This is a genomic window from Streptomyces sp. DH12, assembly GCF_020873895.1.
Classification (GTDB): domain Bacteria; phylum Actinomycetota; class Actinomycetes; order Streptomycetales; family Streptomycetaceae; genus Streptomyces.
The window spans coordinates 1-590 of sequence record NZ_JAHWGT010000494.1 but is presented as its reverse complement, the minus strand read 5'-3'; the positions used below and the strand labels follow the sequence as shown (position 1 = coordinate 590).

Below are 590 nucleotides of genomic sequence, written 5' to 3'. Positions count from 1 at the left end.
GGGCCTGTACCGCTTCAACACGGCGGAGTCCGCGGGCCTGTCCCCCGCCGCCAACTCCCCGCGCATCCAGCTGCTGGGCTCCGGCACGGCGATCCACTGGGCGCTGAAGGCGCAGGCGCTCCTCGCCGAGGAGTGGGGTGTGGCCGCCGACGTGTGGTCCGCCACCTCGTGGACCGAGCTGCGGCGCGACGCGATGGAGGCCGACGAGGCCCTGCTGCGCGGCGAGGACCGGGTGCCGTTCGTCCGGCAGGCGCTCCAGGGCGCCGAGGGACCGGTGCTGGCGGTGTCCGACTACATGCGCCAGGTCCCGGACCAGATCGCGCAGTGGGTCGAGCAGGACTACACCTCGCTGGGCGCCGACGGCTTCGGTCTGTCGGACACCCGTGAGGCGGCCCGCCGCCACTTCGGCGTGGACGCCGAGTCCATCGTCGTCGCCGCCCTGGCCCAGCTCGCCCGCCGCGGCGAGGTGAGGGCCACCGCGGTGAAGGAGGCCCGGGAGAAGTACGGCCTGTAACGGCCGGGTTCGCAGGGGGAGGCCCCCGTCGTCACGCGTGTGCGCGTGGCGGCGGGGGCCTCTTGCATGATGGGCG

Annotated in this window: 1 pseudogene; it reads left to right on the top strand. The window is 74.6% G+C overall.

Annotated elements, in window-relative coordinates:
• Positions 1-514: pseudogene (locus tag LPA54_RS35375) on the top strand (pyruvate dehydrogenase (acetyl-transferring), homodimeric type); the annotation flags it as partial.
• Positions 515-590 lie beyond the last annotated feature (76 nt).